Raw genomic sequence first — 26,489 nt, 5'->3', positions numbered from 1 at the left:
CAGGGAGTTTTTCCTCTGCCGTTTTGCCTTTTACCATGCAATCGCCGCTGCTTTTCCTCGTTCAGCCACTATTTTTTTTCACCGTCGCGACAAAAGCTGACCACCCAATTTCCAAAATGGCGTCGACTCCACCTGACAAAATAGCGGTGATCCCAAGAATAATAGAAATAAGCGTGGAGCCGGTCAGCACAATCGAAACAACCGTCGTAGCGACTGCCTGCGACACGCCGAGCGTCCCGGCAACAAGCGCTAGCAAACTCATAACCTATCACCTCCTTTCAAGAACATTCCTCATTTTATCTTCCGCAATAAACGGGAATACACCATCCCGTAGATCAAAACTGACGCAATCAACACCATTTTTTTCCATATTGGCGTCCCGGCCGCTTTTAAGCCAAAAGCAAGCACAATAAACACGACAAACGGCAGACTAATCAGAATAAAATACGGCCATGACCATTTTTTCACCCACTTCACTCCTGTCTGCGATGCGGTTTCTATTAAATTCCTTGTTAATATCATCCATTTTAATTATATACCTTGACTCTCACAAAAAAAAAAAGAGAAACCGTTCGACGATTTTATCTTTTTTTTAGCACATTTCGACATATTTCGTGCTATTGGAATGAAACAGAGATGCTTTTAAGAGATTTGTACAAGGCAAGGGAGGAGATTCAATGATTCTTTTTTATTAGGGCATCCCATGTTCCCTACATCATCATATGATATAATAATCCCAACCAACATGAAACGAATTAAGGAGGAATCCAGTTGAAAAGCATCAAACCCGGCCGCGGCCCGTCGATGCAAGGACTCTTCGGCAGCATCGCCGCTGTGTTGTTCGGCATCTTTTGGATGGTGATGGCATTCTCCATCACCGCGAACTCGCCGTTTCCCGCCGCCCGCTTTTTTCCGTTTTTCGGCCTTGTCGTCATCGCCATCGGCGTATTTCAAGGGATTTACCATTACAAAAATGCGATGGGAAAACAACGCATGTCCTTATTGGACATTGTCGACAGCGAGGAAGAGCCCGACCCGCTGAACGTCCGATTTGGAAGCCATAAACAGCCAAACAAGCATTGCCCTCATTGCGGCGGGCATGTGCAGCGCGATTTCCAATTTTGCCCCCAATGTGGAAAAGAGCTTCTCCGTTGATCCGAGAAATTCTTTTTTGAAATTTCCTTGCTTCACCGTATTGAATAATTTCGAAAAATACATTAAATTATATAGTAATCATCAAAACGCTGCCGCACAATTGCATACGGACATTCTTATCAAGAGAGGGGGAGGGACTGGCCCGGTGAACCCTCAGCAACCTGGCCCGCGGCCAAGGTGCTAAATCCAGACAGGCGGAAGCCTGGAAGATAAGAAGAAGCGAATGAAAAGTCTTCTTCTTATAGAAGGCTTTTTTCTTTTACTACGGAGAAACGGGGGAATCGAACGTGGGATTGCTGGATGAGTTGAAAGAGCGCATTCTCATCGCCGACGGGGCGATGGGAACGCTTTTATATTCGCACGGCATTGACCGTTGTTTTGAAGAATTGAATCTATCCAATCCAGATGAAATCGTCCATATTCATGAAGCGTATATCGCCGCGGGCGCCGACGTCATTCAGACGAATACATACGGCGCCAACTATGTGAAACTCGCCCGCTACGGCCTTGAAGATGAGGTGCCGGCCATCAACCGCGCGGCGGTGCGGCTCGCCAGGCAAGCGGCGAACGGACGGGCATACGTGCTCGGGACGATCGGGGGGCTGCGCACGTTAAACAAAAGCGTCGTCACGCTCGAAGAAGTGAAGCGGACGTTTCGCGAGCAGCTGTTTGTCCTGCTCGCTGAAGGGGTCGACGGCGTGCTGCTCGAGACGTATTACGATTTGGAAGAGTTGGAGACGGTGCTTGCCATCGCCCGCAAAGAGACCGACTTGCCGATTATCGCTCACGTCTCGCTCCATGAAGTCGGCGTCTTGCAAGATGGCACGCCGCTCGCGGACGCCCTTGCCCGCCTAGAGGCGCTCGGGGCCGATGTCGTCGGACTGAACTGTCGTCTCGGTCCATATCATATGCTTCGGTCGCTCGAGGAAGTGCCGCTGCCAAATCGAGCGTTTTTGTCGGCGTATCCGAACGCCAGCCTTCCGGATTACCGCGATGGGCGGCTTGTCTATGAGACGAACGCTGAATATTTCGAGGAAACGGCCAAAGCGTTCCGCGACCAAGGGGTGCGCTTGATCGGCGGGTGCTGCGGCACGACGCCGAAACATATCGAAGCGATGGCAAAAGCGCTCTCCGACCGAACGCCGGTGACGGAAAAAACGGTGAAACGGCGCGCGGTGTCTGTATCAGTGCAAGCGGAGCGGCCCGCCCCATCTCCCCTTCCCGAGCTTGCCCGCACGCACCGCTCGGTCATTGTGGAGCTGGATCCGCCGAAAAAATTGGGGATTGACAAGTTTCTTGCCGGGGCGAAAGCGCTCCATGACGCCGGCATCGATGCGCTGACGTTGGCCGACAACTCGCTCGCCACGCCGCGCATCAGCAACGCCGCTGTCGCCACGATCATCAAGGAGCAACTCGGCATCCGCCCGCTCGTGCATATTACATGCCGCGATCGCAATTTGATCGGCTTGCAGTCGCATTTGATGGGCTTGCATACGCTCGGCATCACCGATGTGCTCGCCATTACCGGCGACCCGTCGAAAATCGGCGATTTTCCAGGGGCAACGTCCGTGTACGACTTATCATCGTTCGATTTGATCCGCTTGATCCGCCAGTTTAACGAAGGGCTGTCGTACTCGGGCAAACCGCTTGGGCAAAAAGCGAACTTCTCGATCGGCGCTGCGTTCAACCCGAACGTCCGCCATTTGGACAAAGCGGTCGAGCGGATGGAGAAAAAAATCCAATGCGGCGCCCATTATTTCTTGACCCAGCCGATTTACTCGGAAGAGAAAATCGTTGAAGTGCACGAAGCGACCAAGCATCTTGACACGCCGATTTACATCGGCATTATGCCGCTTGTGAGCGCGCGCAACGCCGACTTTTTGCATCATGAAGTGCCGGGCATTACGCTCTCTGACGAGATTCGCGCCCGCATGGCCGCCTGCAGCGGCGACCCGGTGCAAGCAGCCAAGGAAGGCATCGCTATCGCCAAATCGCTCATTGACGCTGCGTTTGATTTGTTTAACGGCATTTATTTGATCACGCCGTTCTTGCGCTACGACATGACGGTCGAGCTTGTCCGCTACATTCACGAAAAAGAAGCGGCCGCCAAAGAAAGGAAGGTTGTTCATGGCTAACGTCACCTTAGAACAGCAACTGCAAAGAAAAATTCTTGTCATCGATGGCGCCATGGGCACGATGATCCAAAGCGCCAACCTATCGGCCGCCGACTTTGGCGGCGAGGCGTATGAAGGGTGCAACGAATATTTGACCCTCACCGCCCCGCATGTCATCCGCCGCATTCATGAAGCGTACCTAGAAGCCGGTGCTGATATCATTGAAACGAACACGTTCGGAGCGACACGCATCGTGCTTGACGAATATGGCCTCGGTCATTTGGCGCTTGAGCTGAACATCGAAGCGGCCAAACTCGCCAAACAAACGGCTGAGTCGTTCTCCACCCCGGACTGGCCGCGCTTTGTCGCCGGTTCGATGGGGCCGACGACGAAAACGTTGTCGGTGACAGGCGGCGCAACGTTTGAAGAACTCGTCGCCGCCTACGAAGAACAAGCGCGCGGATTGCTCTTAGGAGGCGTCGACCTTCTCCTACTCGAGACGTGCCAAGATACGCTGAATGTCAAAGCCGGTTTTCTCGGCATTTCGAGGGCGTTTGAAGCGGTCGGCCGCCGCGTGCCGCTCATGATTTCCGGCACGATCGAACCGATGGGCACGACGCTCGCCGGGCAGGCGATCGATGCGTTTTTCATCTCGGTGCGCCATATGAAGCCGATCGCCGTCGGCTTAAACTGCGCAACCGGTCCGGAGTTTATGACCGACCATTTGCGCACGCTCGCCTCGCTCGCTGACACGGCGGTCAGCTGCTACCCGAACGCCGGTCTGCCGGATGAGGAAGGCCACTATCATGAAACGCCGAATATGCTGGCAGAGAAAATCCGCCGCTTTGCCGAAAAGGGATGGATCAACATCGTCGGCGGGTGTTGCGGCACGACGCCGGATCATATCCGCGCCATTGCTGAAGCGGTGCGTGATCTCCCGCCGCGGGCGATTCCGTCTTCGTTTGATGTCCACGCCGTTTCCGGCATCGAGGCGCTCATCTATGATGAAACGATGCGCCCGCTCTTTGTCGGCGAGCGGACAAACGTGATCGGCTCGCGCAAATTCAAGCGCCTCATCGCCGAAGGGAAATACGAAGAAGCGGCGGAAATCGCCCGCGCCCAAGTGAAAAACGGCGCCCATGTCATCGACATTTGCCTCGCCGACCCAGACCGCGACGAACTCCATGACATGGAGCAGTTCGTCCGCGAAGTCGTGAAAAAAGTGAAAGTGCCGCTTGTCATCGATTCGACCGACGAGCGCGTCATTGAACGCGCCCTCACCTATTCGCAAGGAAAAGCGATCATTAACTCGATCAACTTGGAAGACGGCGAGGAGCGGTTTGCAAAAGTCGTGCCGCTGCTTCATCAATACGGCGCCGCCGTCGTCGTCGGCACGATCGATGAACAGGGAATGGCCGTCACCGCTGAGCGGAAACTTGAAATCGCCTTGCGTTCGTATGACTTGCTGGTGAACCGCTACGGCGTCCCCGAGCGCGACATCATTTTCGACCCGCTCGTCTTCCCGGTCGGCACCGGCGATGAGCAATACATCGGCGCGGCGAAAGAAACCATTGAGGGCATCCGCCTCATTAAAGAGCGGCTGCCTCATTGCTTGACGATGCTTGGCATCAGCAACGTCTCGTTCGGCTTGCCGCCGGCCGGACGCGAGGTGCTCAACTCCGTCTTTTTGTACCATTGCACGCAAGCCGGGCTCGATTACGCCATCGTCAACACCGAGAAATTGGAGCGGTTCGCCTCGATTCCGGAAGAGGAAGTGCGAATGGCTGAGGCGCTTCTTTTTGACACAAACGACGAAACATTAAACGCCTTTATCGAATTTTACCGAAGCAAAATCACCGCCGCCAAACCGGCGCAGACGAACTTGAGCTTGGAAGAGCGGCTCGCCCGCTACGTTATTGAAGGGTCGAAAGACGGGCTCATTCCCGATTTGGAAAAGGCGCTTGAGACCTACTCCGATCCGCTGTCCATCATCAACGGTCCGCTCATGGCCGGCATGGATGAAGTCGGGCGGCTGTTCAACAACAACCAGCTCATCGTCGCTGAAGTATTGCAAAGCGCGGAAGTGATGAAAGCAGCGGTCGCCTTTTTAGAGCCGTATATGGAAAAGAAAGAAGGAAGCACAAAAGGAAAAGTCATTCTCGCCACCGTCAAAGGCGATGTGCATGACATCGGCAAAAACTTGGTCGACATCATTTTAAGCAACAACGGCTACGAGGTGATCGACCTCGGCATTAAAGTCGCTCCGCAGCAACTCATTGAAGCGGTGCGCGAACATCAGCCGGACATCATCGGGTTGTCGGGCTTGCTTGTGAAATCGGCTCAACAGATGGTCGTCACCGCCCAAGACTTGCGCCAAGCGGGCATCTCGACCCCGATTTTAGTCGGCGGCGCCGCCTTGACGCGCAAATTTACGGAAAACAAAATCGCGCCCGAGTACGACGGCGTTGTCTTGTACGCGAAAGACGCCATGGACGGGCTCGCCCTTGCCAACCAAATCCAGCAGGGCGAGATTGACTACAAGAAAAAAGAAACGGCCGAAAGCGAGCCAACGCGGCAAACGACGGTGGTCACAGCGGTCAAATCGACCGTCTCGACCGACGTTCCCGTCTACATCCCGGCCGATCTCGAGCGCCACGCGCTGCGAAATGTGCCGCTTGACCACATTTTGCCGTACGTCAACTGGCAAATGGTGCTCGGCCACCACCTCGGCTTGAAAGGAAAAGTGAAACGGCTGCTTGAAGAGAAAGACGAAAAAGCGTTGGCGTTAAAAGCGGTCGTCGACGAACTGCTCGCCGAAGCGAAAGAGCGCCGCTGGATTCAGCCCGCCGGCGTCTACCGCTTCTTCCCGGCGCAAAGCGACGGCAACCGGGTTTACATTTACGATCCGACTGACGGCAAAACAGTGCTCGAGATGTTCGACTTTCCGCGCCAACCGCGGGCGCCGTATCTTTGCCTCGCCGATTATTTGAAATCGAAAGAAAGCGGCGAAATGGATTACGTCGGTTTGTTCGCCGTCACCGCCGGGCATGGCGTCCGCGAACTCGCCCAGCGCTGGAAGGAAGAAGGCGAATTTTTGAAAAGCCATGCCATCCAAGCGTTGGCGCTCGAGATTGCCGAAGGGTTCGCCGAACGAATCCATCAAATTATGCGCGACCGCTGGGGCTTCCCGGACGACCCGGATTTCACGATGGAAGAGCGCTTCGCCGCCAAATACCAGGGCCAGCGCTACTCGTTCGGCTACCCGGCCTGTCCGAACTTGGAAGACCAGGAGAAACTGTTCCGTCTGCTTCATCCAGAAGACATCGGCATCCGTCTCACCGACGGCTATATGATGGAACCCGAAGCATCGGTTTCGGCGATCGTCTTCGCCCATCCGGAAGCGCGGTATTTCAATGTGTTATAAGCGGGGAACGAGAAACGAGCTGGACTATGTGAGCCAGCTCGTTTGCTTTTTTACGCAACAACCCTTGGCCGCGCCATTGAGATGTTTCCCGTTTTTTAGCAAAAAAGACGAGGAATTGGCGATCTGGGAAAATCGCGATGTTTGTTCACGTGTCAGCCATCATTGATTCAAATGATGGATTCAGGCATATAGCATTCCACGCCAAACCGACGAAAATCTTTTTCGTTCCAGGTGATGATCCCTTGGATGGATGAAGTGTGCTGCGCCAGCGCCGAAAGATACGCGTCAGCAAAATCGACACTGCAACGGGCGTAATCGTCCAATGCCTTTCCAACAACTTCTTTGTCTATCGTCTTAACACAAGAAGCCTCCATGATTTGCTTCAGCTTACTTGCGATTTCTCCTTTCGTATACCCGTACCGTTTCGACTCGAGCATCCAGCAGCATTCCGCCACGACAAGAGGATGCAATAGGAACGCAAATTCACCGTTGACCGCCTTTTCAAATACCCGATAGGCAACCAAAGATTGTTCTTCATCGTCATTGGTTAAAAAACGAATGATGATGTTCGTATCTAAAATATACACGTCCCGTCCTCTTCTCCCTATCATCTACTCCTCGTTCTTTTCCCTCTTGGACATCCGTTCCTCTTTCGCCTGTTTGCGAATATCCTCCCATGTCATCGGACGACTGTCCCCCCTAGGCGGCATGGTGCCGAACAAAGATAGCAACGCATCTTTCTTTTTCACCTTTAACGTCACCTCTTGATTTTCCCCATAAACAAACGCGACTTGGTCTCCCGGTTCTGCCCCAAGCACTTCTCTGATCTTCATTGGAATCGTCACTTGATGTTTCGAAGAAAGTGTGGAGTAATACGTGTACGTTTCATGTGAGGATGGCTTCATCACGATTCCTCCTTCTCTCTTTACTAACTATTTCATCTTTACTCAATAAAAAAGTAAAGATTTTCTAATCTCCCAAGACTTCTATGGCAAGAAACGAAAAAACAGAAGAGAAAAACTTGTTCCCTAAATTTCCAGATCTATTGAACAGCACGGTCCATCCCCTCTTAACACATAATTCCCCTCCTCCGTCCCATACTAACGATGACAATACATGCTAAGGAGGAACAAACATGGTCACAAAGCAACAAACGACGCTGCCCCCGCAGCACCAGACGCGTCAGCCTGGCCTGCAAATGGAAATGAACCCGCAGCCGGTCACCATCAAAGACACCTATAAAGGAAGCGGCAAGCTCAAAAACAAAACCGCCATCATCAGCGGCGGCGACAGCGGCATCGGTCGAGCGGTGGCGGTTCATTTCGCCAAAGAAGGCGCCGATGTGGCGATCATCTATCTCAACGAACATGAAGACGCCGAGGAAACGAAACGGCTTGTCGAACAGGAAGGAAGACGGTGCCTGGCGATGGCGGGAGACATCGGGGATGAAGCGTTTTGCAAAGAAGCGGTGAAACAAACAATCGAAGCGTTCGGCAAGCTCGATATCGTCGTCAATAACGCCGCTGAACAGCACCCGCAGCCGAACTTTCTCAACATCACCGCCGCGCAGCTGGAAAAAACGTTTCGCACGAACGTATTCGGCTACTTTTTCCTAACGAAAGCGGCGCTCCCGCACTTAAAGAACGGAAGCGCCATTATCAACACCGCTTCGGTCACCGCCTACGAAGGAAACGAACAGCTCATCGACTACTCGGCGACAAAAGGCGCAATCGTCACCCTCACCCGCTCGCTCGCCAAAGCGCTCGTCGGCCAAGGCATTCGCGTCAATGGCGTCGCCCCAGGCCCGATTTGGACGCCGCTCATCCCGTCGACGTTCAAAAGCGAGCAAGTCGCCACATTCGGCGCCAACACCCCGATGAAACGGCCCGGCCAACCGTGCGAAGTCGCCCCGTGCTACGTCTTTTTGGCGAGCGACGAATCGTCGTACATGACCGGACAAATGCTTCATGTAAATGGCGGCAAGTTCATCAGCGATTGACCGCAGCCACCGCTTTTGCCAATCATTTTTAACAAAATCGCGTTACCTTTTCTCACAAAAATATGGCGTGATTGTAAAAAAACGAGTACGATAAAGCTACGATGTTCCTCTACTTCTTTACAAGGTGCCCCTCTTCTCTCACCCCACCCCGGAATGGGGGCGGGGTTTTTTGTCACATAACAAGCAGCCAATCCGGTTCAGACAAGTACGTTTGACATTCATTTAAGGCGTGTTGGGCCATCATCCCATCAATAAGACGGTGATCGTAAGTAAGGGACAGCGGCATCACAGAAGCAATCTCAATCGAATCATCGACGACCACCGGTTTTTTCTCAACTTTCCCGATTCCTAAAAGACAAGACTGTGGATAATGAATAATCGGCGTGAACCACGAACCATTGGCCGAGCCGATGTTCGAAACCGTGCATGTCCCTCCGCTCATCTCCACCGCTTGAATCGTTCCCGCTCTCGCCTTCGCCGTCAATTCTTCAATTTCTTTCGCAATTTGGAACAACGATTTTTGATCCGCATCACGAATCACCGGGACGAGCAATCCACGGTCAGTGTCAACCGCAAACCCAATGTGAATGAATTCGTGAATAACGATTTCTTCTCGTTCTTCATCAAGCGAAGCGTTGAGCATTGGATACTTTTTCAACACCGCTGCCAGCGCTTTTACCACATAGGCTAAATAGGTCAGTTTTACCCCTTGTTGCTCGGCTAGCGGTTGGATCCGTCGGCGATGTTGAACAAGACGGGTCGCATCGGCCTCGCCAAAATGGGTGACTTGCGGAATGGTCCGCGTTGACCGCACCATCGCTTTGGCGATAGCCTTGCGGATGCCTGTCAGCGGCACTCGGCGCACTTTTTCCCGGCTTTCCTGCTTCTTGACAATCTCAACACTGGCAGCAGCCTCATCTGTTGCTTTTTGCTGCCGAACCGACAATGCTGCTTCAATATCGCTTTTCAATATTCTTCCGTTCTTTCCGCTTGGAGTGATTTCCTCTAAAGACACGTTCTGCTCGCGGGCAAACTTTCGCACTGACGGGGCAGCCACGAATGTTTTTTGAGGAGTCCTTTGTTTTCCCGCGCTCGCCGCACGACGAATATCGTCTTCCGTGATTTTGCCATTCGCCCCCGTCGGTGTGACCGTACTCCAATCGACGCCAAGCTCCTTGGCCAGTTTTTTTACGCGTGGGGTGATCTTGATCTCTGTCTGCGGATCTCCGCCGTCCGGAGCAAACGTTTCGACGGCAATGACGGCCAGTACTTCGCCGACCTTGGCCGTATCCCCTCGTTTCTTTTTGATCTCTTTTACTGTTCCTGACTCGGGAGCGTGAATTTCTGAAACGGCCTTTTCTGTTTGCACTTCCACTAGCGTGGCTCCTTTTTCCACCGCATCTCCTTCGGAAACGTGCCAAAACGTAATGAAACTTTCATCATGGGAATCGGATAATTTGGGCAATGTCACTTCGACAACCATAAGCTGCCTCCCTTGGAACGAACTTTTCCTTATTCATTGACGAGTTGGATCGCCTCACGGAAAATTTTATCGGCATTTGGCAATACAAATTGTTCAAGCGGACGGCTATAAGGAATTGGCACATCCGGAACAGCAATCCGCTTCACCGGCGCCTCCAAATCATACAAACAATGTTCAGCGGCAATCGCGGCAATTTCCGCCGTCATCCCGTACGACAGATAGTCTTCATCAACAACAAGTAAGCGGTGTGTCTTTTTAACCGATTGAATGATCGTCTCTTTGTCCAATGGGACAAGAGAACGCAAATCGATCACTTCCGCTTGAATGCCTTGTTGTTCAAGTCTTTTGGCCGCTTCGAGCGCCTGATGCACTGTCATTTGAATACCGACAATGGTGATATCCGTTCCCTCGCGCACAATATTTGCTTTCCCAAGCGGCACAGTATACGCCTCTTCCGGTACATGCCCGATCGAAGCATCAAGCTGATCCATCCAGCCGAGCCCTTGCAAGGTTTTATGGAACATAAAGACAACAGGGTTATCATCGCGAATAGCGGAAATCATCATCCCTTTTAAATCATATGGCGTCGACGGAGCGACGACTTTCATCCCAGGAAGATGGGCAAAGGTGGCGTACAACGTTTGCGAGTGCTGGGCGGCATCGCTGTAACCGCCTCCCACCGCCGTCATCAATACCATTGGCAGTTTCACCCTGCCGCCGGACATGTACGGAATTTTCGCCATATGGTTGTAAATTTGGTCCATACAAACCCCAAAAAAGTCGACAAACATCAGCTCCACGATCGGCCGCATTCCTTCCGCAGCGGCGCCGATGGCAGCACCGATGAACGCGGTCTCAGAAATCGGCGTATCGATGACCCGTTCCGGTCCAAACTTTTGGAACAATCCCTCTGTCGCTCCAAAAATCCCACCGTATACTCCGACATCTTCTCCCATCACAAAGACGTTCGGATCTCTCTCCATCTCAAGGCGAATCGCTTCAGCCAGCGCCTTATTTCCCGTTAACAGCCGCTGTTTTGTTTGTTGCATATGGCAAAACTCCTTTCTCCTATGAAATTAGACAAACACATCTTCCAATGCCTCTTCCGGCTTGGGATAATCGCTTTCTCTCGCAAACGCGTACGCCTGATCGACCTCAGATGTCGCTTTGTTTTCCAGCTGTGCAATCGTCTCCTCTGTTACCCCACATTCATTCAATAAATAGTTGCGAAGGCGAATAATGGGGTCTTTTTGGCGAAGCAACGTCACTTCATTTTTATCCCGGTATACTTCCGGATCGCCTTGGAAATGTCCTAAATAACGGTATGTTTCAATCTCAATAATCGACGGCCCTTGTCCAGTTCGTGCACGTTCAACCGCTTCTTTCGATACGTTGTACATATCAATCGGGTCGTTGTCTTTGACATAGTATCCTTTAATGCCATAGGCGGCTGCCCGTACATCATTCGAGGGAACCGCTGTAGACGCCGTTTTCGGCACAGAAATTCCATATTGATTGTTTTCAATGACAACAATGAATGGCAGTTTCCATAATGCCGCCATATTTAACGATTCATGAAATGCCCCTTGATTGGCGGCTCCTTCGCCGATAAACGCAACCGCCACCCAATCCGTCCCCCTTTTCTTGGCCGCCAGCGCCGCGCCAAGGGCATGAGGAATCCCAGCCCCAACGATCCCTCCGCAGGAAAATTTGACGTCAGGATCAAACAAATGCATATGGCCGCCCTTTCCTTTTCCTAGTCCAGTGGCTTTTCCGAAAATCTCTGCTGTCATCCGGTTCAAATCCACCCCTTTGGCAATCGCATGGTGATGCGGACGGTGAGGGGCAGTCACCGTATCTTCCTTTTTCAAGTGAACACACATCCCAGCTGCAGCCGGTTCTTGTCCAGTGGCCAAATGCATTTCCCCTGGCACCGGCCCCGCGCCGATATTAAACACAGGAGATTTCCCTTCGGCATACGCCTCCGCCATTTTGTCTTCATAGCAGCGAATTTTGTACATCGTTTCGTACATCCAAAGAAGATGATCCTTGGAAATGGCCAACTTCCTCTCCTCCTTCACTTGATTGGTACCGCTTTCATCATTTCTATAAAGCAAAAATCGTTCCAACGCTTGTTTCCTTTTCTTCGTCCGCCAAATTGTTTATCCAAAGCCGTCTTTTTGATCCAACCTAAACAAAAACAGCGACAAAGTGTTTCATTTTGTTTCACTTTGTCGCTACACTTTGATACAAAATGGGACAGTCAATACCAAATATTCCATTTATCCATTTGCCGGTAAAATGTGCTCCTCGATATGCCTAAATAACGGGCAGCTTTGGAAATGTTGCCGTTGCACTGCTTTAACGCCTCGATGATGGATTGCTTTTTTATCTCATTTCGGGAGATGTCTACGTTCTCCCTGACTTGAGACGAGCAGGACGGCTGAAAAATTTCTTCCGGCAAATCAGCCGCTGTCAATACCGGTTTTGTGCACTGATTCAGCACCCGCTCGATCATATTTTGCAACTCGCGAATATTTCCTGGCCAATCGTATTGCATAAGCGCCTCTAAGAAATCGGACCGTATCTCAGGAAACGGTTTATCTCGTTTGTGAGCCAGTCTTTCAATAAAATGACGGACGAGAAGCGGAATATCTTCTTTTCTTTCTCGAAGCGGCGGAAGAACAATCGGCATGACGTTCAACCGGAAAAACAAGTCTTCACGAAAACTGCCTTTTTGCACTTCCCGGCGAAGGTCTTTGTTGGTCGCCGCGATGATTCTGACATCAACAGGGATCACTTTATGCCCGCCAATTCTCATCACTTCCTTTTCTTGAATAACGCGCAAAAGCAACACTTGCATTTCCAAGGACATTTCGCCAATCTCATCCAAAAAAAGCGTTCCCCCATTGGCAAGCTCAAACTTTCCGGCGCTTCCCCCTTTTTTCGCTCCTGTGAATGCCCCGTCCACATATCCGAACAACTCACTGCCAAGGAGATCACGCGGTATGCCTCCACAGTTAATGGCAATAAACGGTTTGTTTCTCCGCTTGCTCTCATTATGAATCGCCTGAGCCACCATCTCTTTTCCTGTTCCGCTTTCCCCTAATATTAACACGTTGGAATCTGTCGCTGCGGCGAGCCTCGCTTCGTTCATTTTCTCAATGAAACACGGGTGTTGCCCGATCATATCCGCAAACGTGATTTTCGCTTGGTTTCCCGATAGGTGGTTGACAAACTGGCGTACCTTTTCAATTTCTTTTACAATGATCATCGATCCGATTCGTTCTTTTTTCTCGTAAATTGGAATCTTGTCAACTAACACATGGTGCACCGCGTTTGAAGGCTTGACGCTTAGATGCAGCTCTTGATTTTGCAAATGAAGCGGGTGGTTCGAACAGATAGAGGGATCATTGAAAAGATCGTCGAGCTTTTTCTCTTCCAGTTGCAGTTGTGGTATACGGAACAGCTTTTTTAACTGGTTGTTCGCCTTTACGATCTTCCCATCGCGATCGATGATTAAAATACCTTCTTTCATATTGTTCGTTGTCGCTTCCAAAAACCGTTGCATCATCACGTTTTTTTCAGCATTCTCATGTAATTTTAGTTGGTACTCAATCGCCTTTACGGCTGATACAACCATTCCTAGCGTATGAGAGTGCACTTTTTCATAGGGTCCTGACATATTCAATACACCAATGATTCGGCCGTCGGGATCATGGATGGGGGCAGCGGAACACGTCCATGACTGGCATATTTTCGTGTAATGTTCCTCAGCAAACACTTGAATCGGACGATCAATGGCGATCGATGTGCCAATGGCGTTGGTCCCCATCACTTGCTCGCTCCAGTCCGCCCCCGCGATAAATCCGATTTCTTCCGCCCTCGCTAAAGGCTCGCGATCGCCAATCGACAAAAGCAACTGTCCGTTTTCATTGCACAGGATCACCAAAAATCCAGATCCTTTGACAATCGAATACAACCCTTCCATTAACGGCAATGACCAATCGATCAAGGAGCGGTACTTTTCATTGTCGATTTCTTTAATCCACCCGTACGGCCGAAACGGATCAACCATCGCTTTTTTCGACCGAAGCCAAGAGTCTCGAATCATGGGCGGCAAATCGGGATCGAGCTCGTTATGAAATACGAACTTTTCCCACATGGATTTCACCTGTTCGCGGGTCACGATCATCTTGTGTTCACCTCCGTGTTTGCCATTGTTTTTCTTTTTCTCTTCAATTTATTGATTTCCTTTTTCAACTTTATAAAAAATAACAACCGAAAAAAGCAGCCATGATGGCTGCCTTGGAAACATCTACCGCCTCGCACACGACCCCCGTTCAACGAGACGATGGGGGATGATGATGCGCTTGATCGGTTCATTCGGGTTGGTGATTTTTTCGATTAAGTGTTTTGCCGCTTCATAGCCGAGCTGGAAAATGCCGATGTCAACCGACGTGAGCGGCGGACGCGACATTTCAGCGAGCAGCGTGTTGTTGAAGCTGACGATCGATACATCTTCCGGGACGCCGAGGCCCATTTCATCGAGCGTTTTGAGCATTCCGAGCGCCATGAGATCATCGGCGACAACGAGCCCAGTCGGCGGCTCAGGCAAAGAAAGAAGCTCCTTCATCGCCTCTTGGCCGCCTTCCTGCAAAAATTCTTCATGGACGACATATTCCGGGCGGTACGGCAGCCCGGCTTCACTCAAGGCGGCGGCGTAGCCATTTTGGCGGTCGACGGTCACCAAATATTGCGGATTGCCGCCGACAAACGCGATGCGCTCATGGCCGCAGGCAATCAAGTAGTTCGTCGCATCTTTGCCCGCCTGGACGTTGTCGTTGTCGACATGAGTCACTTGTTCCGCTTTTTGGTGCGGTTTGCCGATGACGACGAACGGAAAGCCATGCTTTAACAAGTACTTCATGAGCTTATCGTTTTGCCGCGAGTAAAGCAAAATAACGCCGTCCACTCGCCGCCCTTGCAGCATCTCCACGACTCGCTCGTAAATGTCGTTCTCTTTCTCTCCGGTCGACATTTGCAAGGCGTACCGCTTTTCATGGGCGGCTTTGCTGATGCCGCGGATGACTTCCGGGAAAAACGGATTTTGCAGCGCTTGGTCGGCCGAGCTCGGCATGACGATGCCGATCACTTGCGTCGCCTGGCTCGCAAGGCTGCGGGCGATAAAGTTCGGATGATAGCCGAGCTCTTTCATCACTTCGCGCACCCGCTGCTTCGTCTTCTCGCTGATGCGCGGGCTGTCGGCGATGACGCGCGAGACGGTTGACGGCGCGACATTGGCCCTTTTCGCCACATCTTTAATCGTAACGGTCATAAGCTCCCTCCTTTCCTTCATTTATTCATGAATCCGTTTCGCCCGTTTTTTCACTAAGTACAAAAATAGGAGAAAGAGCGCGTAGACGGCGACAATCGCCGCGATAAATGGGATGTTAATCCCCGTTTTTTCCCGCAGCTTGTATACTTCCGCCGTTTCGCGGTCGAGCACAAGGTCGTAGCCGTCATCATCGCCGCGGACGAGATCGTCCAATAAAAAGCCGCGCAGTTCCTTGTTTTTTGGCAGCTGGTCGTTCGTTAGGTGAACGTGCTGCGTTTCGCCCGTGTTGTTGATGGCGATAACCGTTGTTTCATCTTCATATTGCCGTTTCCACACCGCCATGCCGTCTTTTTCATACAGGAGCGTAAAATCGCCGCGCCGCAAAGACGGCAGCTGTTGGCGGAGCGGGCCGATTTTTTTCAAGTAATCGATGATCTCCGGATCGGCGCGGAAATCCATCAAGCGGCGGTTGTCCGGATCTTGGCCGCCGTTCATGGCGATTTCGGTCCCGTAATACATGATCGGGATGCCAGGGGCGGTGAACAAATACGTCATGGCCAGTTTAATGCGTGAAATCGGGTTGTTGCGGTTGTCAATCGCTAGCTTCGTAAACCGCACGGTATCATGGTTGTCCAAAAACGACCCAAGCAAATACGGTCGGTCGTAAAACGTTTTGTTGTATTCCCAGACATCATACAGCGGGCGCAGTGACGCATCGCGCCTAGCAAGCGACTGCTTCACCGCGCCATACAGCGGGTAATCGACAAATCCGTCGATGCCGTATTTGCCGTATTCCGCAATATAGCGCGGATCGTCGCTCCACACTTCGCCAAGAAGGAAAAAGTCTTTTTTCACCGATTTGACTTCTTTCGCAAACTCCTGCCAAAACGATTTCGGCACGTGGCGCACTGTATCGAGCCGGTAGCCGTCAATGTCGGTCTCTTTAATCCACCATTTGGCAACGTCAATTAAATACGTTTTGACCTCTGGATTTTCCTGCGCCAAATCAGGCAACCCATACATCCAGCCGTTTTCAAGCTGTGTTTGGTCGTTCCAGTCGAAAATCTCTTTTTTCGGGTGAAACCAATCTTTTTTCGTTGGGTCATGTAACCATGGGTGATTGTAACCGACATGGTTGGCGACAAAATCCAAAATGACTTTCATGTCGCGCTTATGCGCTTCTTTGACGAGTGTTTTCAAATCGCCCAGCGTGCCAAAGTGCGGATCGACTTGATAAAAATCTTCAATCCAATAGCCATGATAACCGCCCGGCATGTTTTTAAAAATCGGCGTCAGCCAAATGGCGGTAAATCCCATCTCCTTGATGTAATCGAGTTTCGCCGTCACCCCTTTCAAGTCGCCGCCGAAATACCCTTTCGGATCGTTCACATTCACGTTCTGGTCGTTTGTCGGATCCATATTGTTAAACCGGTCGACCATAATGAAATAAATGGCTTCATCTTGCCACGTCCGTTCTTCTTTCTCCGCCGCCGCAGCCGGCATGGCATAAAAAAGAAGGAACGGAAGGACGAGCAGCATAAAGAGCCGGTTCCCCATTTCCATTCCTCCCTTCCCGATTCATTTGCTCGTTCGGAAACGGGTAAGCCCCCTATTCTATGATAGCGGTTCTTACCCTTTTGTGCCACCAGCCGTTAAGCCAGAAATCAAATACCGCTGCAGGAACAAAAAGACGACGGCGATCGGCGCGGCAATCAAAATCGAGCCGGCGGCAAAGCGGGTGAAGTTGTTCGCAAACCGGTCGCTGATGAAGTTAAACAGCCCGACCGCCAGCGTAAATTTGTCCGGGTCGCGCAACACGATCGACGGCAGCAAAAAGTCGGTGAACGGCGCCATAAAGTTGAACAACGCGACAACGGCCAAAATCGGCTTGGCCAAAGGCAGCATAATGCGGAAAAAGACGCCGAAATGCCCGGCGCCGTCGATGCGCGCCGCCTCATCCAGCTCGCGCGGAATCGTATCAAAGTAGCCTTTGACCAGCCAGGCGTTAAACGGAATTTGTCCGCCTACATAAATGAGAATGAGCCCCCACAGCGAATCGAGCAAATGGAGCATATTGAGCAAAATATAGATCGCGACCATCGCCATGAGCGACGGAAACATTTGCAACACTAAAAACAAATACAGCCCCGTTTTCCGCCCGACGAATTTGTAGCGCGAAAACGCATAGGCGATGAGCGCGGTAAACAAGACGGACAACACCGCATTGGCCGCCGCGACAAACAAGCTGTTTTTATACCAAAGCAAATAATCGCTGTTCGGACTGGTAAACAACCACTTATAGTGCTCAAACGACCACTTCTCCGGGATGAGCGACGCCGAATACAGGCTCGTTCCTGGATTGAGCGACATACTGATCGTCCAAAGGAGCGGATAGGCGATGACGACAAACATGAAGGAGATAAACAAATAAATAAGCGCTACTTCCACGCGCGATTTCCATTTGCGGTTCATCAAATGTTCCCCTCCTCTTTAAAGGAACGGGTGCGCCGGAACTGGTAAATGGCAAACCCGCTGACGATCAAGCCGATGATGAGCGAAATCGCCGCCGCCATGTTGTAGTTGTTCGTCGTGAACGTCAAATCGTACACCCATGAAATGAGGATGTCCGTTCCACCGGCGTTTTGCCCGCGCACCGCAGGCCCCCCGTCGTTGAACAAATAGATGATGTTAAAGTTGTTGAAGTTGCCGGCGTATTGCATAATCAACAGCGGTGCGGTCGCATACAGGACGTGCGGCAGCGTGATCGATTTGAACTTTTGCCAGCGCGTCGCTCCGTCGATGTCGGCCGCTTCGTACCAGTCGCGGGAAATGCTTTGCAAAACGCCGGTAAACAACGCAAATACGAACGGGAAGCCAAGCCACGTTTGAATCAAAATAAGCGCCACTTTTGTCCAAAACGGATCGGTCATCCACGGGACCGACAACCCAAACAAACTCAACACTTCGCGGTTGATGGCTCCGAATTTGTCGTTGAACATCGCCGCAAACACCAAAATCGTGACAAACGCTGGCACGGCCCACGGCAAAATCAACACCGTGCGGATGAACCGCTTAAACTTGATGCGCGGGTCGTTGACAAGCAACGCCAAAAACAGTCCAAGGGCGATTTGCATCGTTGTCGCGACAACTGTCCAAACGATTGTCCACGCGAGGACGCTAAAAAACGTGCTTTTCCAAATCGGAATCGACACTAAGTTTTTGAAGTTTTCCAACCCAACCCAATTCAACAAATGGCGCGGCGGCGAGTGGTACAAGTTGTAGTCGGTAAACGCGAGCGACACCATAAACAACAGCGGCAGCACAACGATAAACAACAGCATCACAAGCCCGGGCGTCACAAAGATGTACGGAAACCCCCGATCCCACGCATGACGGCACGATTCGATCAGCGATGGGAACGGCTCGCCGCGCTGCCGGCGGCGGGCGTCGTTGCGCGCATCAATGATGTTCGCAATGTGCAACGCGACCGCAAAAGCGATGATGATGACGGAAACCAATCCTTGAATCAAGAGAAAAATCGAATGATCAAGCATCGGGATTTCGCCAAGCGTGACGAGTCCCCACAGCCCGATGTTTAAAAAGTTATAAAACGTCATCAAAAAGGCCGCTTCAATGATGATAAACAAAATTCCTTTGACATACCGGCGGTTGTACAATTGCCCAAGGCCGGCAAACAACAGCGACAGCGCCATCGCCACCGCCGGCCGATGGCGGACGTTTGCTTCCGGCATCCGAACTCCCCCCTATTGTATGGATAAGAATGGTGGATAGGGCTGATCCTATCCACCACGATATCACACGTTATTTTCCAGCGCCGCTGGCGGCGATTTTATCTTGAATCGTTTTGACCGCCTCACCGAGCACCGCTTTCGGGTTGTCGCCTTTCGCGATAAATTGCAAGGCATTGCCCATCGGCTCCCACACTTGCGACATTTCCGGCACGTTCGGCATCGGCTCGCCGTATTGGATTTGCTCCGCAAAGCCGGCGATCAACGGATCATTCGTAATTTTCTCATTTGTCAACGCTTTTTCATTCGCCGGCATTTCACCTGCCACTTCATAGTAATGGAGCGAATTTTCTTCGTTCGTCACAAATTTCATGAAATCGACCGCCCATTCTTTGTTTTGTGAATAGGCTGATAACATCCATGTTTTCACGCCGACGAACGATTTCGGATGCTCGCCGTTGTCTAAGACCGGCAGCGGCGCGGTCGCTAATTTGTCGCCCAACGCTTCTTTATACGACGCGATGTTCCATGGTCCGGTGATGGCAACCGCCACATTCCCTTTCGTAAACAGCCCGTTCATAATATCGCCGGTGATTTCTTTCGGAATGTAGCCGTTTTTAAACCACGATTGGACGAGCTCGGCTCCTTTGACGGCTCCATCATTAGCCAGCCCGATGTCGCTTGTGTCGTATTTGCCGTTTTCATTTTTAAACACATAGCCGCCGTAGCCAGCAAAGAACGGATAAACGAAATAGAAGTTCGTCGCTTCCATTAAAAAGCCGTATTGATCTTTCGCCGCATTCGTTTTTTCCTTGGCGATCTTCATCAAGTCATCCATCGTTTTCGGCGCTTCCGGCACTAAATTTTTATTGTAGAACACGCCGTACGTTTCGACGACCATCGGCACGCCATACGTTTTCCCATCATATGTTACCGCGTTGATGGCTGTCGGGCTGTACTCGCCTTTTGCATCGCCAAGGTCGACCGGATCGGCCAGCCCCTGCAACACAATGTCGCCGATGCGGTCATGCGGCTGATAGAACACGTCCGGCCCTTTGCCAGCCGGACCGTCGAGCGCCAGTTTTTTCGTTTGGTCGAGCATGCTGACAGCTGCCATTTCGATTTTGATTCCCGTTTTTTCTGTGTACTTTTGAAAAATATCCTTTAACGCTTGTTTTTGTTTTTCATCATCGTTCACCCATACGACGAGTTTCTCTGGCTTTTTGTCCTGTTCTGCCGTCTTTTGGTCGTTTCCTTTCGGCTGCTGGACATCGCGCTTAGGACCGCAGGCACCCAGCACGCCAATCAACAAAACAGCCATGAGAAATAAAGATAACGCTTTTCTCATAATCCCCCTCCTGTCATCATGACGGAATCTTAGCGGTACAATCATAAGGCAAACGTTTGCGCAAATAAGTTTTAATCCTTTCTATGAAAACGATTGCACCACTCATCTCCATTATAACGCTTATTTTTCATTTTACAAGCCTTTTTTTCTATAAAATTTGACTTTTCTTTTCTCTTAACGTACTTTTTATTATAGCTGAGCATTAATGCAAACGGTTGCTTCAGATAACAAAGGAGGAAAAAGAAAATGAGGAAAGAAGCCATCCACCACCGCTCAACCGACCATTTCGCTTATGCTTATGACAGCGAGACGCTCCATCTCCGGCTTCAAACAAAGAAACATGATGTCGACCACGTCGAGCTGCTTTTTGGCGACCCGTACGAATGGCACGATGGCGCCTGGCAGTTTCAAACGATGCCGATGCGGAAAACGGGAAGCGACGGGTTGTTTGACTATTGGCTCGCCGAAGTCAAACCGCCATATCGACGGCTGCGCTATGGGTTTGTGCTTCGAGCTGGGGGCGAACAACTGGTCTATACGGAAAAAGGATTTTACCATGAAGCTCCGAGCGACGACACCGCTTACTACTTTTGCTTCCCCTTTCTTCATCGGGTCGACCTATTCCAAGCGCCGGACTGGGTAAAAGACACCGTATGGTATCAAATTTTCCCCGAGCGGTTCGCCAACGGCAACCCGGCCATCAGTCCGAAAGGGGCGCGGCCGTGGGGAAGCGAGGACCCGACGCCGACGAGCTTTTTCGGCGGCGACTTGCAAGGAATCATCGATCACCTTGACTATTTGGCTGATCTCGGCATCACCGGCATTTACTTGACGCCGATTTTCCGCGCGCCGTCGAATCATAAATACGACACCGCTGATTATTTTGAAATCGACCCGCACTTTGGGGACAAAGAGACGTTGAAAACACTTGTCAAGCGCTGCCATGAAAAAGGGATCCGCGTCATGCTCGATGCAGTCTTCAATCATTGCGGCTATGAGTTTGCCCCGTTTCAAGATGTGTTAAAAAACGGTGCAGCGTCTAGGTATAAAGATTGGTTCCATATTCGCGAGTTTCCGCTCCAAACGGAGCCGCGCCCGAATTACGACACATTTGCGTTCGTGCCGCAAATGCCCAAACTCAATACCGCCCATCCGGAAGTGAAGCGCTACTTGCTTGATGTCGCGACGTACTGGATTCGCGAGTTTGATATTGACGGCTGGCGGCTCGATGTGGCAAACGAAATCGATCACCAATTTTGGCGCGAATTCCGTCAGGCGGTGAAGGCGCTAAAGCCCGATGTGTACATTCTCGGCGAGATTTGGCATGACGCCATGCCGTGGCTGCGCGGCGACCAATTTGACGCCGTCATGAACTACCCGTTCACGGACGGAGCGCTTCGCTTTTTCGCGAAAGAGGAAATCAGCGCCCGCCAGTTTGCCGATATCATGGTCCGGTTGCTTCATTCGTATCCGAAACATGTGAACGAAGCGGCGTTTAACTTGCTTGGCAGCCATGATACACCAAGGCTGCTTACGGTTTGCGGCGGCGACGTCCGCAAAGCGAAGTTGTTGTTTTTGTTCCAGCTCACGTTCACTGGTTCGCCGTGTATTTACTATGGCGATGAGATCGGCATGACGGGTGGAAACGATCCGGAATGCCGGAAATGTATGGTGTGGGATACAGAGAAGCAAAACAAAGAACTGTATGAACATGTCAAGCAACTGATCGCTCTTCGCAGGCAATATCGGGCGCTTCGACGCGGCGATGTCGCTTTTCTCGCCGCCGCTGATGAAGTGAACCATCTTGTTTATGAAAAAACGGATGGCAATGAAACGGTCATGATCATCATCAACCGGGGCAACGAAGCAGCAGAAATTCCCATGCCGATCGATGCGCGTGGAAAATGGCTGGTCAACCTTCTGACAGGGGAGCGGTTCGCTGCAGAGGCGGAAACACTTTGCGTCTCCTTGCCGCCGTACGGGTTTGTGCTTTACGCGGTCGAAAGCTGGTAAGGCGACTGAGCGGGCGGTTACGGACAAACATATCGGTTGCCGGTGCAGAGGACAAGCTGCACCGGTTTGATCTTTTGCTGACCGTCCCCATCTATACCACCGGCATAGAAGAAGGTCAATTACGCCGCGCCATGCGCCGATATTCGGTCGGCGTGATTCCTTCCACCTTTTTAAACAGGCGCGAAAAGTAGGCGCCATCGTCAATGCCAACCCGCTTGGCGATCGCCTCAATCGTCTCGTTCGTCTCCGCCAACCATTGCTTTGCCTTTGACAACCGATAATGCGCCAAGTAGCAGCTAAATCCCATGCCCATCGTTTTTTGCATGCAGCGGGTGATGTAGTCCGGGTGGAATCGGAGCTCCTGCGCGAGCATGTCCAGTGTAATGGGCTCGCTGAAATGTTTCTCGATATACGCAACCACCGCGGCGCTGATCTGTTCAGACGCGCTCGGGACGGAAAGCTCTTGTTTTTGCAAGTGCCAAAGGAATTCGATGAACAACAGCAGCTGCCGGAGCGGCTGATCGATATCCCGCCGAATGTTTTGTTCCACGATTTGACTTAGCAGCTGTTCCACCCGCTCGCGCTGCTTTACTTCGCCATATTGACGTATGGAGAGCCGGTATTGGATCGGCTCGGTGTATGTCGCCTCCTTTTCGATCACGATCTGCCGGCTGACACCGCAATCGGAAACGACCGCAAAGTCTGGCAGCAAAAAATGAAGCCAAACCAGCTCCGTCCGTTCTTCGCATGGGCGGTGTCCGTAATGTTCCCTCCCCGGGATCAACAACAAATAGTGGCCACTGCCAACCGCAAACTCGCGCCCGTTTTCTGTTATATATAAGCATCCTTGTTTCACTTGAACGCTCTCCCACCTACGCTTGAGCTTTGAGGTGGGAGATTCTTGGGAACACCCGCCCCATGGCAGGCTGTCCACCAAGCCATCCCCGTGCGTCCCACGGTTGGGCTGCCTTACTTACAAAGACAGCAAACGAAGCCCTTCATTCAGGATATTCCGGGCGGCGTTATGATCCCGGTCATGTTCGGCCCCGCAGGTGGGGCACACCCACTCGCGGATGCCGAGCGATTTCACCTCGACCTGACGATGCCCGCAGCACGAGCACAATTGACTCGAGGAAAACGTGCTCGCGACACGGACCACCGTCCGCCCGTACCATGTCGCTTTATACTCAAGCATGTTGAGAAAACGCCCCCACGCGGAATCAGAAATGGATTTGGCCAGTTTGCGGTTCTTTTGCATGTTCCTAACACGCAAGTCCTCCACGCACACCACTTGGTTTTCGCGGATGAGGCGGGTGGACAGTTTGTACAGGAAATCGTTCCGGCAGTTGGCGATTTTTTCATGAAGCTTGGCCACTTTCAAACGGGCTTTCTCCCAGTTCGAACCGCCCGGCTTGCGGCGGGACATCACCCGCTGCCAGTAGGCGAGCTTTTCTTCATACCGGCGCCAATACCGGGGGTGTTCGATCGTTTCGCCTGTGGAAAGCACCACGATCTGTTTCAACCCCAAATCGACGCCCACTTTCTTGTCGGTTTGGGGCAATGGGGGAATGTCCGTTTCCACGAGGATGGAGACGAAATACTTCCCTGTTCGATTGCGACGAATGGTGGCCGAGAGGATGCGGCCTTGAACCTCACGGCTTTTGGCGAACTTCACCCATCCGAGCTTGGGAAGCTTCAAGCGATGGCCGTCCACTTCGATCGTGGGTCGTCCGTTCTTGGGGTAGTTGCACTGAGCGGTGTACGATTGGTTCGGATGTTTTTTGCTCTTGAAGCGGGGAGCGTTCGACGTTCCATCAAAGAACCGGTCAAACGCCTCGGCCAGTTGCTGCAGCGCGTTTTGCAAGGCGGTCGAATCAGGTGTCTTCAACCATGGAAGGGTTTGCTTTAAGGCGGTCAGCCGCTTGGAGCACTCGTTATAGCTGAGTCCTCTTCCGGTGGTTTCATACGCCTGATTCCACTCGGCCAAAAAGTGGTTGTACACAAATCGGCAGCACCCAATCGTCTCATTGATGAGCTTCGCTTGTTTTTGGGTAGGATACAGCCGAAAGCGGTAGGCTCTATGCATGATCTTCCCTCCTACATCCAGGAACGTGTGTTCTATCCCTATCCATTTTACACCTTCTGTTTTGTTAAGGCAAGAGGAAGAGCGATGACCAATACCGATTCATCCCCCACTTACGCTCACACGTGGAAGTGGGGGTCTTCTCGGTTCAGGATGATAAAGCAAATCGAAGACCGAAAACGTTCGACGAACATGTCGCTTTCCGGCTGAAAACACACTTTCCGCCCCTTTGATGAACACCGGCAGCGGCGGCATGGAAAATGTGACCGTATCCATGGGCCTCTCCCCTCTTTTGTCGGAAATGTGCAAGCAAAATCGCTTCTTTCTCTTTCCATTATGCAACAAACTAGCTAAACTGAATATATCGTTCAAGTCGGAATAAGAAAAAGGAGTTGTCTCAACATGCGCCATGAGGCCAAAACGCGGTCACTGTTTTCCTTGACGTGGCCAATTTTTATTGAAACGCTGCTCTATATGGTGATGGGCAACGCCGATACACTGATGCTCAGCCAGTATTCAGATCACGCGGTTGCTGCCGTCGGGGTGGCGAACCAAATCATCGCTTTAACGATCGTGCTGTTCAACTTCGTCGCTTTAGCGACAGCAGTGCTTGTTGCTCAATATTTAGGCGCCCGCCGAGAGCAAGAAGCCGTTGACGTATCGCTTGTATCCCTCGTGGCCAATTTGTTGTTCGGATTGTTGTTAAGCGCCATTCTCGCCGCATTCAGCGAGCCGATTTTGCGAATGATGGATTTGCCCGCCGAGCTGCTCGATGAAGGAACCCATTATTTGGCGATTGTCGGTGGATTTTTGTTCATCCAAGCGCTGATGATGACGGTCGGCGCCATTTTGAAAAGCTATGGCTTCACCCGTGACACGATGTATGTGGCGGTTGGCATGAACGTTTTGCACGCCATCAGCAACGCGGCCCTCATTTTTGGCTTGTTTGGCCTGCCCGCCCTCGGCATCCAAGGGGCTGCTATATCGACCGCCGCCAGCCGTGGCATGGCCTTTCTCGCACTTCTTGCTTTGTTGCGCAAACGAACAAACATTCCGCTCGCACCAAGGGCGTTTCGCCGCCTTCCGTTTCACTATTTGCGCTCACTGCTGAAAATCGGTGTTCCGGCAGCCGGGGAACATCTTTCGTACAATACGGCGCAAATGGTCATTACGTATTTCATTACATGGCTTGGCGCTGAGGCATTGACCGTCCGTGTATACACGCAAAACATTATGATGTTTGTGTTTTTATTCGGCATCGCCGTCAGCCAAGGAACGCAAATTCTCGTCGGCCACTTCGTCGGGGCCGGGCGATACGAGGAAGCCTACGCCCGCTGCTTGAAAAGTTTGTACAGCGCCATCGCCATCTCAGTGCTGCTGGCCGCAACCGCCTATTGGTTTGCCGAGCCGTTGCTGTCGCTCTTTACCGATGACCGCTCAATGATTGTTCTTGGCCGCAAACTGTTGCTGTTAACGATCATCCTTGAACCGGGGCGCTCATTTAATTTAGTGATTATCAGCTCGCTTCGTGCCGCTGGCGATGTGCAATTCCCTGTCTATATGGGCATTTTGTCGATGTGGGGCGTCGGCGTGACCATTGCTTACGTATTTGGCATCGCCCTCGGATTTGGCCTCGTCGGCATTTGGCTGTCGTTCATCGCCGACGAATGGCTGCGCGGACTGTTGATGCTTTGGCGCTGGCGGTCGCGCGTCTGGATGAAAAAAACGATGGTGCCACAAGCAAAAATGGCGTAGCGCCGCCAAATCGAATAAGAGCTGCGCG

At 51.7% G+C, this 26,489-nt stretch carries 21 protein-coding genes, 1 pseudogene and 1 riboswitch; of the genes and pseudogenes, 6 read left to right on the top strand and 16 right to left on the bottom strand.

All coding sequences use genetic code 11. The annotated features are described in order from the left end of the window. Nucleotides 1-61: 61 nt before the first annotated feature. Nucleotides 62-262 (bottom strand): uberolysin/carnocyclin family circular bacteriocin, encoded by a 201-nt coding sequence (locus tag GYMC52_RS03560; protein WP_013523109.1) that lies wholly within the window; start codon nucleotides 260-262, stop codon nucleotides 62-64. Between the two features lie 29 nt (nucleotides 263-291). Further along, complete coding sequence (locus tag GYMC52_RS19690; RefSeq protein ID WP_013146158.1) at nucleotides 292-468, bottom strand: hypothetical protein; 177 nt, start codon at nucleotides 466-468, stop codon at nucleotides 292-294. A 303-nt stretch (nucleotides 469-771) separates the two neighbouring features. Between GYMC52_RS19690 and GYMC52_RS03555 the strand changes: the two genes are divergently transcribed. From GYMC52_RS03555 to metH, 3 genes are all read left to right on the top strand, one after another. Further along, entirely contained in the window at nucleotides 772-1,155 is a 384-nt protein-coding gene (locus tag GYMC52_RS03555; RefSeq protein ID WP_013523108.1) for a zinc ribbon domain-containing protein, read from the top strand. Nucleotides 1,156-1,268: 113 nt separating this feature from the next. Further along, nucleotides 1,269-1,371, top strand: a riboswitch (SAM riboswitch). Nucleotides 1,372-1,442: 71 nt separating this feature from the next. Next, entirely contained in the window at nucleotides 1,443-3,290 is a 1,848-nt protein-coding gene (locus tag GYMC52_RS03550) for a bifunctional homocysteine S-methyltransferase/methylenetetrahydrofolate reductase (protein WP_013523107.1), read from the top strand. After that, complete coding sequence (gene metH / locus GYMC52_RS03545) at nucleotides 3,283-6,693, top strand: methionine synthase (RefSeq protein ID WP_013523106.1); 3,411 nt, start codon at nucleotides 3,283-3,285, stop codon at nucleotides 6,691-6,693. Before GYMC52_RS03550 ends, metH begins: the two co-directional genes overlap by 8 nt. Before the next feature lie 167 nt (nucleotides 6,694-6,860). Here the strand turns inward: metH and GYMC52_RS03540 are convergent, their stop codons facing one another. Together GYMC52_RS03540 and GYMC52_RS03535 are read right to left on the bottom strand one after the other, a co-directional pair. Then, nucleotides 6,861-7,280 carry a PIN domain-containing protein gene (locus tag GYMC52_RS03540; protein ID WP_049777089.1) on the bottom strand — a complete coding sequence of 140 codons (420 nt, stop codon included), beginning with the start codon at nucleotides 7,278-7,280 and terminating at the stop codon, nucleotides 6,861-6,863. A 24-nt stretch (nucleotides 7,281-7,304) separates the two neighbouring features. Then, entirely contained in the window at nucleotides 7,305-7,598 is a 294-nt protein-coding gene (locus GYMC52_RS03535; protein WP_013523104.1) for an AbrB/MazE/SpoVT family DNA-binding domain-containing protein, read from the bottom strand. 230 nt (nucleotides 7,599-7,828) lie between these two features. Here GYMC52_RS03535 and GYMC52_RS03530 point away from each other — a divergent pair, with 230 nt between their 5' ends. Further along, on the top strand, nucleotides 7,829-8,692 hold the full coding sequence (locus tag GYMC52_RS03530) for an SDR family oxidoreductase (RefSeq protein WP_013523103.1): 864 nt from the start codon (nucleotides 7,829-7,831) through the stop codon (nucleotides 8,690-8,692). A 172-nt stretch (nucleotides 8,693-8,864) separates the two neighbouring features. Here GYMC52_RS03530 and GYMC52_RS03525 read toward each other — a convergent pair whose 3' ends face one another. The 9 genes from GYMC52_RS03525 to GYMC52_RS03485 all read right to left on the bottom strand — a co-directional run bounded on the left by GYMC52_RS03525 (nucleotide 8,865) and on the right by GYMC52_RS03485 (nucleotide 20,610). Then, nucleotides 8,865-10,175 (bottom strand): dihydrolipoamide acetyltransferase family protein, encoded by a 1,311-nt coding sequence (locus GYMC52_RS03525; protein WP_013523102.1) that lies wholly within the window; start codon nucleotides 10,173-10,175, stop codon nucleotides 8,865-8,867. 29 nt (nucleotides 10,176-10,204) lie between these two features. Then, nucleotides 10,205-11,224, bottom strand: a complete 1,020-nt coding sequence (locus GYMC52_RS03520; protein WP_011230214.1) for an alpha-ketoacid dehydrogenase subunit beta — start codon at nucleotides 11,222-11,224, stop codon at nucleotides 10,205-10,207. 27 nt (nucleotides 11,225-11,251) lie between these two features. After that, nucleotides 11,252-12,238, bottom strand: a complete 987-nt coding sequence (locus GYMC52_RS03515) for a thiamine pyrophosphate-dependent dehydrogenase E1 component subunit alpha (RefSeq protein WP_013523101.1) — start codon at nucleotides 12,236-12,238, stop codon at nucleotides 11,252-11,254. A 200-nt stretch (nucleotides 12,239-12,438) separates the two neighbouring features. Next, a complete protein-coding gene (locus tag GYMC52_RS03510; RefSeq protein WP_013523100.1) occupies nucleotides 12,439-14,370 on the bottom strand; it encodes a sigma-54-dependent Fis family transcriptional regulator in 1,932 nt (643 codons plus the stop codon). A 123-nt stretch (nucleotides 14,371-14,493) separates the two neighbouring features. Next, nucleotides 14,494-15,534 carry a LacI family DNA-binding transcriptional regulator gene (locus GYMC52_RS03505; protein WP_144319730.1) on the bottom strand — a complete coding sequence of 347 codons (1,041 nt, stop codon included), beginning with the start codon at nucleotides 15,532-15,534 and terminating at the stop codon, nucleotides 14,494-14,496. Then, nucleotides 15,535-17,070: an alpha-amylase family glycosyl hydrolase gene (locus GYMC52_RS03500; RefSeq protein WP_013523098.1), complete on the bottom strand. Its 1,536-nt coding sequence runs from the start codon at nucleotides 17,068-17,070 to the stop codon at nucleotides 15,535-15,537. A gap of 72 nt (nucleotides 17,071-17,142) precedes the next feature. Beyond that, a complete protein-coding gene (locus tag GYMC52_RS03495; protein WP_013523097.1) occupies nucleotides 17,143-17,985 on the bottom strand; it encodes a sugar ABC transporter permease in 843 nt (280 codons plus the stop codon). After that, complete coding sequence (locus GYMC52_RS03490) at nucleotides 17,985-19,265, bottom strand: carbohydrate ABC transporter permease (RefSeq protein ID WP_013523096.1); 1,281 nt, start codon at nucleotides 19,263-19,265, stop codon at nucleotides 17,985-17,987. Before GYMC52_RS03490 ends, GYMC52_RS03495 begins: the two co-directional genes overlap by 1 nt. A 70-nt stretch (nucleotides 19,266-19,335) precedes the next feature. Continuing rightward, nucleotides 19,336-20,610, bottom strand: coding sequence for a sugar ABC transporter substrate-binding protein (locus GYMC52_RS03485; protein ID WP_013523095.1), 1,275 nt, complete (start codon nucleotides 20,608-20,610; stop codon nucleotides 19,336-19,338). A gap of 246 nt (nucleotides 20,611-20,856) precedes the next feature. Here GYMC52_RS03485 and GYMC52_RS03480 point away from each other — a divergent pair, with 246 nt between their 5' ends. Further along, on the top strand, nucleotides 20,857-22,623 hold the full coding sequence (locus tag GYMC52_RS03480) for an alpha-glycosidase (protein ID WP_013523094.1): 1,767 nt from the start codon (nucleotides 20,857-20,859) through the stop codon (nucleotides 22,621-22,623). Between the two features lie 115 nt (nucleotides 22,624-22,738). On the opposite strand, the gene GYMC52_RS03475 is transcribed toward GYMC52_RS03480, so the two are convergent. From GYMC52_RS03475 to GYMC52_RS19920, 3 genes and pseudogenes are all read right to left on the bottom strand, one after another. Continuing rightward, nucleotides 22,739-23,557, bottom strand: a complete 819-nt coding sequence (locus tag GYMC52_RS03475) for a helix-turn-helix transcriptional regulator (protein ID WP_015731657.1) — start codon at nucleotides 23,555-23,557, stop codon at nucleotides 22,739-22,741. Nucleotides 23,558-23,596: 39 nt separating this feature from the next. Further along, nucleotides 23,597-24,709 (bottom strand): IS200/IS605 family element RNA-guided endonuclease TnpB, encoded by a 1,113-nt coding sequence (gene tnpB / locus GYMC52_RS03470; RefSeq protein ID WP_013523093.1) that lies wholly within the window; start codon nucleotides 24,707-24,709, stop codon nucleotides 23,597-23,599. A 153-nt stretch (nucleotides 24,710-24,862) separates the two neighbouring features. After that, a pseudogene (locus GYMC52_RS19920) lies at nucleotides 24,863-25,117 on the bottom strand (AraC family transcriptional regulator); the annotation flags it as partial. Here GYMC52_RS19920 and GYMC52_RS03465 point away from each other — a divergent pair. Further along, the gene (locus GYMC52_RS03465; RefSeq protein WP_013523092.1) at nucleotides 25,109-26,461 is read left to right on the top strand and encodes an MATE family efflux transporter; all 1,353 of its coding nucleotides are present in this window, start codon (nucleotides 25,109-25,111) and stop codon (nucleotides 26,459-26,461) included. The pseudogene GYMC52_RS19920 and the gene GYMC52_RS03465 sit on opposite strands and share 9 nt — an antisense overlap. The last annotated feature ends 28 nt before the right edge of the window (nucleotides 26,462-26,489 follow it).

This window comes from Geobacillus sp. Y412MC52 (assembly GCF_000174795.2).
In the GTDB taxonomy this organism is placed as follows: Bacteria; Bacillota; Bacilli; order Bacillales; family Anoxybacillaceae; genus Geobacillus; species Geobacillus thermoleovorans.
The sequence above is the reverse complement of the archived record's forward strand: the minus strand, read 5'-3'. Positions and strand labels throughout refer to the sequence as shown.

Bases quoted from the DNA above. Each gene is read 5' to 3' on its own strand.
- GYMC52_RS03465 (WP_013523092.1), top strand. From the start codon at position 25,109: ATGCGCCATGAGGCCAAAACGCGGTCACTGTTTTCCTTGACGTGGCCA.
- GYMC52_RS03530 (WP_013523103.1), top strand. From the start codon at position 7,829: ATGGTCACAAAGCAACAAACGACGCTGCCCCCGCAGCACCAGACGCGT.
- metH (WP_013523106.1), top strand. From the start codon at position 3,283: ATGGCTAACGTCACCTTAGAACAGCAACTGCAAAGAAAAATTCTTGTC.
- GYMC52_RS03485 (WP_013523095.1), bottom strand. From the start codon at position 20,610: ATGAGAAAAGCGTTATCTTTATTTCTCATGGCTGTTTTGTTGATTGGC.
- GYMC52_RS03560 (WP_013523109.1), bottom strand. From the start codon at position 262: ATGAGTTTGCTAGCGCTTGTTGCCGGGACGCTCGGCGTGTCGCAGGCA.
- GYMC52_RS03500 (WP_013523098.1), bottom strand. From the start codon at position 17,070: ATGGGGAACCGGCTCTTTATGCTGCTCGTCCTTCCGTTCCTTCTTTTT.
- GYMC52_RS03525 (WP_013523102.1), bottom strand. From the start codon at position 10,175: ATGGTTGTCGAAGTGACATTGCCCAAATTATCCGATTCCCATGATGAA.
- tnpB (WP_013523093.1), bottom strand. From the start codon at position 24,709: ATGCATAGAGCCTACCGCTTTCGGCTGTATCCTACCCAAAAACAAGCG.
- GYMC52_RS03495 (WP_013523097.1), bottom strand. From the start codon at position 17,985: ATGAACCGCAAATGGAAATCGCGCGTGGAAGTAGCGCTTATTTATTTG.
- GYMC52_RS03505 (WP_144319730.1), bottom strand. From the start codon at position 15,534: ATGAAGGAAAGGAGGGAGCTTATGACCGTTACGATTAAAGATGTGGCG.
- GYMC52_RS03535 (WP_013523104.1), bottom strand. From the start codon at position 7,598: ATGAAGCCATCCTCACATGAAACGTACACGTATTACTCCACACTTTCT.
- GYMC52_RS03520 (WP_011230214.1), bottom strand. From the start codon at position 11,224: ATGCAACAAACAAAACAGCGGCTGTTAACGGGAAATAAGGCGCTGGCT.
- GYMC52_RS03480 (WP_013523094.1), top strand. From the start codon at position 20,857: ATGAGGAAAGAAGCCATCCACCACCGCTCAACCGACCATTTCGCTTAT.
- GYMC52_RS03490 (WP_013523096.1), bottom strand. From the start codon at position 19,265: ATGCCGGAAGCAAACGTCCGCCATCGGCCGGCGGTGGCGATGGCGCTG.
- GYMC52_RS03510 (WP_013523100.1), bottom strand. From the start codon at position 14,370: ATGATCGTGACCCGCGAACAGGTGAAATCCATGTGGGAAAAGTTCGTA.